Raw genomic sequence first — 8697 nt, forward strand, 5'->3', positions numbered from 1 at the left:
CTGCGCGGCCGCTCCCCGGAGGCCGAGCTGGCCGCGGCGCAGTTCGCCGCGGCCAGCGCCCGCGGCCTGCTCGGGGTGCTGGCCGCGACCTCCTCGGGGCGCGAGCTGGTCGCCGACGGCTACGGCGCCGACGTCGCCCTCGCCGCCGCCCACGACGCCAGCCGCGCCGTCCCCGCACTGACGGGCGGCGTGCTCGTCGATAGCGTTCGCGGGTGACCTTCAGCGACGAACTGCGGACCGCCGCGGCCAAGACCTGGGACGCGGCGGCCACCCACCGCTTCGTCGACGAGCTGTGGTCCGGGCGGCTGGAGCCGGCCGTGTTCGGCGCCCACCTCGTGCAGGAGAACCTGCTGCTGGATCCGCTGGTGGCACTGATGGGTGCGGCCGTGTCGGTCTGCGACCTGGCCGAGTCGCGGCTGGTGCACGCCCGCAGGCTCGGGCTGCTGGCCGGTCCGCCGGCCGCCTACCTGGCCCGCGCCATGGACGTGCTGGACGTGCCGCTGGAGGAGCGCACGCATCCGGAGCCGCGGGCGGCCGCGGCGGAGTTGCGCGAGCTGCTGGAGGCCACCCGGGTCTCCGGCGACCACCCGTCCTGCCTTGCGGTGCTGCTGGTCACCGACTGGCTGGGGCTGGACTGCGCGACCCGGCCGGACGCCGAGCAGCCGACCGACCCGCTGCTGCGCGAGTGGGTCGAGCTGCGCCGGGGTGCGGCGTTCGAGGGCTGGGTCGCGTTCCTGCGCCTGGAGTTCGACCGGGTCAGCGCGGCGCTCGACGCCGGACGCCGCGACGCGCTGCGCGGGCTGTTCCTCCGGACGGCGGAGCTGGAACTGGCGTTCCTCGACGGCGCGTACACCTGAGTCGCCCCGCGGCGGTGTTCCGAATGGCGGTGATTCGGGCACATTGGATGGGTGCGCCACCACCCCCCGTTGCCCGCCGCGACCCGCGCCCGTAACAAACGCGCCCTAGCGTCGGCGTCATGAGCGACCTCCCCCTGCTCGGCGTGGAGGAGGAGTTCCACGTCGTCGACCTGGAGACCCGCCGGTCCGCGCCCGAAGTGGACGCACTGCTGTCCCAGCTCGACGGCGACGAGTTCGCCCCCGAGCTGCAGCGCTCCCTGGTGGAGACCAACACCCCGGTCTGCGCCACCCTCGACGAGCTGCGCGAGAACCTGCGCCGCCTGCGCGGCACCCTGGAGGCCACCGCGGGCCCGCTCGGGCTCGGCGTCGTGGCCGCGGGCACGGTGCCGCTGGCCGACCTGTCCTCGGACGCGATCTCGGCGGGCGCCCGCTACGAGCGGATGCAGCACGAGTACCAGCTGCTGGTCAGCGAGCAGCACATCTGCGGCGCCCAGGTGCACGTCGACGTGCCCGACCGCGACGTCGCGGTGCAGGTCACCCAGCGCGTGGCGCCCTACCTGCCGACGCTGCTGGCGATCTCGGCCAGCTCGCCGTACTGGCGCGGGCGCGACTCGGGCTACGCCAGCTTCCGCAGCATGGTGTGGTCGCGCTGGCCCACGGCCGGCCCGCCCGGGCACCTGGAGACCGCGGCCGACTACGACCGCATGGTCGAGGACCTGATCGCGTCCGGGACGATCAGCGACCCCGGGATGGTCTACTTCGACATCCGGCCCAGCGCCCACCTGCCCACCGTCGAGCTGCGGGTGTGCGACGCGTGCCCGCAGGTCGACGACGTGGTGCTGATCGCGGGGCTGTTCCGGGCGCTGGTCGGGAAGGCCCGCGCCGACCTCGACGCCGGTGTCCCGCTGCCCGACGCCCGCCACGAGCTGCTGCGCGCGGCCAGCTGGCGGGCCGCGCGCTCCGGGCTGGAGGGCGACCTCGTCGACCTGAACGGCCCGTCGCTGGTCGCGCCCGAGGTGCTGATCGGGTCGCTGGTCGACCAGCTGCGCCCGCAGCTGGAGGAGGTCGGCGACTGGGAGCAGGTGCTGGAGCTCTCCCAGGCCACCCTGGGCCGGGGCAGCGCGGCCGCCGCCCAGCGCCGGGTGTACGGCCGCCGCGGCGAGTACGTCGACGTCGTCGACGCGCTGCTGGCCCGCACACAGGGCCGCCAGCCGGTCTCCGAGCCGCCGCAGACCGTGCCCGCCGCGGCCGAGCTGCTCGCCGCCTACCACCCGGCGGCGTTCGACGAGGCCGTCAGCGCGGGCGGCACCGTGCTGCCGCACTACGGCTGGCTGTTCCGCTCCCTGGAGCGGATGGGCCCGCGCGGGCTCGCGGCGGCCGAGTCGGCGCTGCGCACCGAGCAGCGCGCCCGCGGGGTGACGTTCCGGGTCGGCGACGACGAGCCCGACCGGCTGTTCCCGCTCGACCTGGTGCCCCGCATCGTGACCAGCGAGGACTGGGCCGGGCTGACCGCGGGGCTGACCCAGCGGGTGCGCGCGCTGGAGGCGTTCGTCCGCGACGTGTACGACGAGCGCTCGATCGTCGCCGACGGCGTCGTCCCGGCCGCCGTCGTCGAGGACGCGCCCGGGCTGAGCCGGGTGGGCCGGTTGGTCCCGCGCGACGCGGTGCGCATCGCGGTGGCGGGCATCGACCTGGTCCGCGACCGCGCCGACCACTGGCTGGTGCTGGAGGACAACCTGCGGGTGCCCTCCGGCATCGGCTACTCGGTGATGAGCAGGCGGCTGATCCGCAGCGTGATGCCCGACCTGGAGGCGCCGGCCGGCGTCGTGGGCCTGGAGGGGGTGCCGGGGCTGCTGCGCTCGGCGCTGCTCTCGGCCACCGAGTACGACGAGCCCGGCTACGACGAGGCCGCCCTGCTGACCGCGGGCGAGTCCGACTCGGCGTACTTCGAGCACCGGCTGCTGGCCGACCGGATGGGCGTGCGGCTGGTGACCCCGCGCCAGCTGCAGGTCACCGAGGAGGGCGTCTACCTGGTGGGCACCGGCGCGCGGCGCAGGCTGTCGGCGCTCTACCGGCGCATCGACGAGAACGCGCTGCTGCGCGCGAAGGGCGCCGACCTGCGCCCGATCGGCCGGGCACTGGTCAACGCGACCGCGCGGGGCACCGTGGCGATGCTCAACGCGCTGGGCAACGGCGTGGCCGACGACAAGCTGGTCTACGCCTACGTGCCCCGGATGATCGAGTACTACCTGGGCGAGAAGGTGCTGCTGGACAACGTGCCGACCTACCCGTGCGTGGACCCCGAGCAACGCGTCCAGGTGCTCGACCGCCTCGACGAGCTGGTGATCAAGCCGGTCGACGGCTACGGCGGGCAGGGCATCGTGATCGGCCCGCACGCGGAGCGCGCCGAGCTGGCCGCGGTGGCCGAGGCGATCCGGGCCGACCCGGCCGGCTGGGTGGCCCAGGACCTGGTCGAGCTGTCCACCCACCCGACGTTCGCCGAGGGCAAGCTGGAGCCGCGGGCGGTCGACCTGCGCGCCTTCGTGCTGCAGTCGCGCCGCGGCGGCCAGCCGCACGCCGAGGTGCTGCCGGCCGCGCTGAGCCGGATGGCCCCGGCCGGCAGCATGATCGTCAACTCGTCGCGCGGCGGCGGCGCCAAGGACACCTGGGTGCTGAAGTGACCCGGCTCAGGAGCGCGCCAGCGCGTCGATGACGGGGCGGGGGTCGGGGGCGTCCCCTGGGGTCTGGAAGACCACCGAGGTGGCCCCGGCCCCGCCCAGCTCGGCGGCCCGGCTCGCCAGCCGGTCGGCCAGGTCGGGCGCGCCGGGGTCGACCTCGACGTAGACGACCACCCGGAACGGCTCGTCGGCGCGCCCGGCCGCCTCCCGGCCCTGCTGGACCTCCGCCACCTGGCGCCGGACGCCGTCGGGGGTCTGGTCGACGTCGAGGATCACGCCGTCGGCCAGCTCGCCGGCCAGCCGCAGCGTCCGGGGTCCGCGCCCGCCGACCAGCAGCGGCTGGGGCCGCGACAGCGGCCAGTCCAGGCGGACGGCGTCGAGGGTGACGTACGTGCCGGAGGTGGTGACGGTCTGGCCGGCGAGGATCGCGTGCACGGCGGCCGTGTGCTCGCGCAGCAGCCCCATCGGCGACGCGGCCCGCGCCCCGACCTGGCCCATCCAGTCGAGCACCCCGTGCCCGATGCCGGGCAGGAACCGGCCGGGGAACAGCCGGGCCACGGTGGCGATCTCCATCGCCGCCACGGCCGGGTTGCGCAGCGGGACCGGGAACAGCCCGACACCGATCATCAGCCGCTCGCTCCAGGCCAGCGCGGCGGCGGCCGCGCTCATGCCGCCCTCGGCGAAGCAGTCCTCCCAGAGCCACAGCTCGGCGACGCCGGCCTCCTCGGCCGCGCGGACGGCGCCGCGCAGCTCCTCGGGAGGGGACTGCGGACGGAACACCACACCCGTGGTCGGAGTCGTCACCGGTGGAGTCCACCACATCGGGGAGGCGGGTCACGAGGTGGAAACACGCCGCGGGTTGCGCGGACGGGGGTCGGCATCGTCCACTCGTCCGACGCGAGTGGACCGTGGTGGCTGACGAGAGGACCGAGCGCATGTGCGGCATCGCCGGGGAGATCCGGTTCGACGGCGGCGAGCCCGACGTGGCGGCCGTCGCGCGGGTCACCGCGGCCATGCACCGCCGCGGCCCGGACGGGTCCGGGGTGCACGCCGTGGGCCCGGTCGCGCTCGGCCACCGCCGGCTCAAGATCCTCGACCTGTCCGAGCGGGGCGCCCAGCCGATGGTCGACTCCGAGCTGGGGCTGACCGCGGTCTTCAACGGGCTGGTCTACAACTTCCGCGAGCTGCGCGAGGAGCTGGAGGGCGCCGGCTACCGGTTCTTCTCCCACACCGACACCGAGGTGTTGATCAAGGCGTTCCACCGCTGGGGCCCGGCGTGCGTGGAGCGGTTCCTGGGGATGTTCGCGTTCGCGGTCGTCGACCGCGAGTCCGGCGTGCTGACGCTGGGCCGCGACCGCCTGGGCATCAAGCCGCTCTACTACGCCGAGGGGCCGCGGCGGCTGCGCTTCGCGTCGTCGCTGCCGGCGCTGCTGGAGGGCGGCGGGGTGGACACCGGCATCGACCCGGTCGCCCTGCACCACTACATGACGTTCCACTCGGTGGTGCCGGCGCCGCGCACGATCCTGGCCGGCGTGCGCAAGCTGCCCCCGGCCACCGTCCGCACGATCCAGCCCGACGGCTCCAGCCGCGACCACGTGTACTGGCGCCCCGAGCACGTCCGCGACCCCGCGAAGGCCGGGATGAGCGCCGACGACTGGCGCGACGCGGTGCTGGAGGCGGTGCGGCTGGCCGTGCGCAGGCGGATGGTCGCCGACGTGCCGGTCGGCGTGCTGCTCTCCGGCGGGCTCGACTCGTCGCTGGTGGTGGCGCTGCTGGCGCAGGAGGGCCAGGTCGGGCTCAAGACGTTCAGCGTCGGGTTCCACGCCACCGCGGGCGAGGCGGGCGACGAGTTCGAGTACTCCGACCTGGTCGCGGCGACCTTCGGCACCGACCACCAGCAGATCCTGGTCGACCCGTCACGGATGCTGCCCGCCGTCGACGGGGCGATCACGGCGATGGCCGAGCCGATGGTCAGCCACGACTGCGTGGCGTTCTACCTGCTGGCCGAGGAGGTCAAGAAGTCGGTCACGGTCGTGCAGTCCGGGCAGGGCGCCGACGAGGTGTTCGCCGGCTACGACTGGTACCCGCCGCTGGCCCGCACGCCGCGCGAGCGCGCCGTCGAGGAGTACGCGAAGGTCTTCACCGACCGCCCGCACGCCGACCTGGCCACCATCCTGGAGCCGGAATGGCTGCTCGACCACGACCCCAGCCGGGCGTTCGTCGCCGAGCAGTTCGGAATGCCGGGTGCCCAGGACACGTTGGACGCCGCGTTGCGCATCGATTCGACGATCATGCTGGTCGACGACCCGGTCAAGCGCGTGGACAACATGACGATGGCCTGGGGCCTGGAGGCGCGGGTCCCGTTCCTGGACCATGAGCTGGTGGAACTCGCCGCCGCCTGCCCGCCCGAGCTGAAGCTCGCGCACGGCGGCAAGGGCGTGCTCAAACGGGCCGCCCGCGGCGTCGTGCCGGATGCCATCATCGACCGGCCGAAGGGCTACTTCCCGGTGCCGGCCATCCGGCACCTGGAGGGCCCGTTCCTCGACCGGGTCCGCGACGCGGTCACCGACCCGGTGGCCAAGGCGCGGGGGCTGGTCCGCCGCGACTGGCTCGACGCGATGCTGGCCGACCCGAACACCCAGCGCACCAACCTCGGGTCGAACGCGTTGTGGCAGGTGGCACTGCTGGAGATGTGGCTGCAGGAGAGGGGGCTCTAGCTTGGTACCCACCCAGTTGCAGGCCGAGCTGGCCGAGCGACGTCTCGCCCGCATCGGGCGATCGGACTCCCCCACGACGACCCGCTACTCCGATCCCGTGCCGTCCCCGGACGGCACCCGCATCGCCTGGATCTCCGACCGCGACGGTCGCCCGCACGCCTGGGTGGCGGCGCTGCCGGCCGACGGCGGTCCCGTCGTCGAGCCCGACTTCCCCCTGGAGACCGTCGAGGACGTCCAGGCGCTGAGCTGGTCGCCCGACGGCGCCTGGATCGCCTGCCAGCTCGCCCACTGCGGCGGCGAGCGCACCCGCGTGCGGCTGCACGGCCCCGACTCCGGCGAGATCCGGGAGATCGCGCCGGGCGCCGCGGCGGTCACCCTCGGCACCTGGTCGCCCAGCGGCAACCAGCTCGGCGTCACGGTGTTCCCGGAGGGCGCGGGCGACGGCCAGGCCTGCCTCTACGACCTGCGCGACGGCACGTCGACGGTGGTCGCGGCCGGCCCGGCGGCCCGGGTGTGCGCCATCAGCGGCGACGGCCGCCGCGCCGTCGTGCGGCTCGGTCGGCGCGGGCAGCGCGGCCTGGAGCTGGTCGACCTGTGGTCGGGGCGGCGCACCGAGCTGATCCCCGGCGGGGAGGCCAACGTGGCCGACGCCCGCTTCGGCTTCACCGGCCGCCAGCTCTACGTGCACACCGACGCCGGGCGCGAGCGCCCGGCGCTGCTCGCGGTCACCCTCCGGGGCGACGCGGTCTCCACCGTGTTCACCGTCGCCGAGCGCGAGGACGCCGACCTCGACATCGTGGCGCTGGGCCCGGCGGGCGTGTGGGCCGCGCTGGTCTGGAACGTGGCCGGGGTCAGCGAGACCGAGCTGCTCGACCTGCGCTCGGGGATGCTGGAGGCCGTCGGACCGGTCCCCGGCGACGTCGTCACCGGGCTCGCGTTCACCCGCGACGGCGACGCCCTGCTGGTCGCGGCCGAGGGCCCCACGGTGACCCCGAGGGTGAGCCGCGTCGTACTGGAGACCGGCGAGGTGGCCCCGATGCTGCCCGCCGAACCCGACGACGGCGACGCGTTCGTCGCCCCGACGCTGCACGAGTTCCGCGCCGAGGACGGCCTGGTGCTGTCCGGGTGGCTGTTCCGCCCGCGCGGCGCGCTGGGGCCGCTGCCGACGCTGCTGTGGCTGCACGGCGGTCCCGAGGCCCAGGAGCGGCCGGTCCACCAGCCGCTGTTCCAGGCGCTGCTCGCGGCGGGCGTGGCGGTGTTCGCGCCGAACGTGCGCGGCTCCATCGGCTACGGGCGCTCGTTCGCCTCGGCCGACGACCTCGACCGCCGGTTCGTCGCCATCACCGACGTGCGCGCCGCGGTCGAGTTCCTGGTCTCGACCGGGCTGGCCGACCCGGCCAGGGTCGGGGTGTCCGGGCGGTCCTACGGCGGCTACCTGACCCTGGTGGCGCTGGCCTGGTTCCCGGAGCTGTTCGCGGTGGGCGTCGACGTGTGCGGCATCTCCGACTTCGCCACCTTCTACGCCCAGACCGAGCCGTGGATCGCCGAGTCGGCGGTGTCCAAGTACGGCGACCCGCGCGCCGACGCGGCGCTGCTGCGCGAGCTCTCGCCCATCCACCACGTCGACCGGATCGTCGCCCCGCTGCTGGTGGTGCACGGTGCGCACGACACCAACGTGCCGATCGTGGAGGCCGAGCAGGTGGTGGCCGCGCTGCGCGAGCGGGCCGCCTCGCCGGCCTACCTGCTGTTCCCCGACGAGGGCCACGAGGTGCACGGCACCGCGAACCGGGCCGTCTTCGTCCGCGAGGTCGTCGGCTGGGTCACCGCGCACCTGCTGGAGCCGGTGGAGCAGACGGCCTGACCGACCGGCCGGGCGGTCAGTTGGAGAAGTTCTCCATGAACGTCCGGCCCTCGGTGTCCTTGGCGATCTGCCACGTGTAGGGCTGGTTCGACTCGGCGGGCTGGCCGTTGTTGTAGGTGAAGGACACGGTGCCGGTCACCGTGCCGGAGTTCGGGTCGGGGCGGCGCACGTCCCGGACGATGACGGTCTCGACCGTGCTCCAGAACTGGCGGAAGTTCGCCTCCCCGCCGGAGGCCGCGACCGCCGCCGGACCGAGCCGCGACAGCGCCTCGTCGATGTTGCCGGGCAGCAGCGAGTAGTAGTCCAGCACGAACTGCACGGCGTCGTTCGGCGCCGTGGCCGGGGTGCTTGTCGGCTCGGGCGTCGTGGTCGCGGCCGCCTCGGTGGTGGTCGGGGCGGACCCGGTCGTCGTGTCCGCCCCGCCCTCGGTGGTCTGCGGTCCCGCCGGCGGCGCGGCGGACTCGCCCGCGGTCGGCGGAGCGGCCGTCGGGTCGGCGCCGCCGCCGGTGCCGGTCAGGTTGTTCAGCAGGACGGCGGCGATCGCCCCGCCCACGATGAGCGCGGCGATCAGGGCGATCACCCAG

5 protein-coding genes and 2 pseudogenes are annotated in these 8697 nt (G+C 74.9%); 5 read left to right on the forward strand and 2 right to left on the reverse strand.

Features of this window, described 5'->3' with window-relative positions:
- The 3 genes and pseudogenes from KIK08_RS34975 to KIK08_RS34985 form a co-directional block, all read left to right on the forward strand.
- Window positions 1-216, forward strand: a pseudogene (locus KIK08_RS34975) (hypothetical protein); the annotation flags it as partial.
- Window positions 213-857: a TenA family protein gene (locus KIK08_RS34980; protein ID WP_214407607.1), complete on the forward strand. Its 645-nt coding sequence runs from the start codon at window positions 213-215 to the stop codon at window positions 855-857. The pseudogene KIK08_RS34975 and the gene KIK08_RS34980, both read left to right, overlap by 4 nt.
- A 119-nt stretch (window positions 858-976) precedes the next feature.
- The gene (locus KIK08_RS34985) at window positions 977-3538 is read left to right on the forward strand and encodes a glutamate--cysteine ligase (protein WP_214407608.1); all 2562 of its coding nucleotides are present in this window, start codon (window positions 977-979) and stop codon (window positions 3536-3538) included.
- Window positions 3539-3544: 6 nt separating this feature from the next.
- Here the strand turns inward: KIK08_RS34985 and KIK08_RS34990 are convergent, their stop codons facing one another.
- A complete protein-coding gene (locus KIK08_RS34990; RefSeq protein ID WP_308258086.1) occupies window positions 3545-4339 on the reverse strand; it encodes an LLM class flavin-dependent oxidoreductase in 795 nt (264 codons plus the stop codon).
- Between the two features lie 107 nt (window positions 4340-4446).
- Between KIK08_RS34990 and KIK08_RS34995 the strand changes: the two genes are divergently transcribed.
- Together KIK08_RS34995 and KIK08_RS35000 are read left to right on the forward strand one after the other, a co-directional pair.
- A complete protein-coding gene (locus KIK08_RS34995; protein ID WP_308258087.1) occupies window positions 4447-6252 on the forward strand; it encodes an N-acetylglutaminylglutamine amidotransferase in 1806 nt (601 codons plus the stop codon).
- 1 nt (window position 6253) lies between these two features.
- Window positions 6254-8113: a S9 family peptidase gene (locus tag KIK08_RS35000; RefSeq protein WP_214407610.1), complete on the forward strand. Its 1860-nt coding sequence runs from the start codon at window positions 6254-6256 to the stop codon at window positions 8111-8113.
- A gap of 16 nt (window positions 8114-8129) precedes the next feature.
- Here the strand turns inward: KIK08_RS35000 and KIK08_RS35005 are convergent.
- Window positions 8130-8697 (reverse strand): annotated as a pseudogene (locus KIK08_RS35005) (hypothetical protein); the annotation flags it as partial.

The sequence above is a fragment of the Pseudonocardia lacus genome, assembly GCF_018531445.1.
GTDB classification, from domain to species: Bacteria; Actinomycetota; Actinomycetes; order Mycobacteriales; family Pseudonocardiaceae; genus Pseudonocardia; species Pseudonocardia lacus.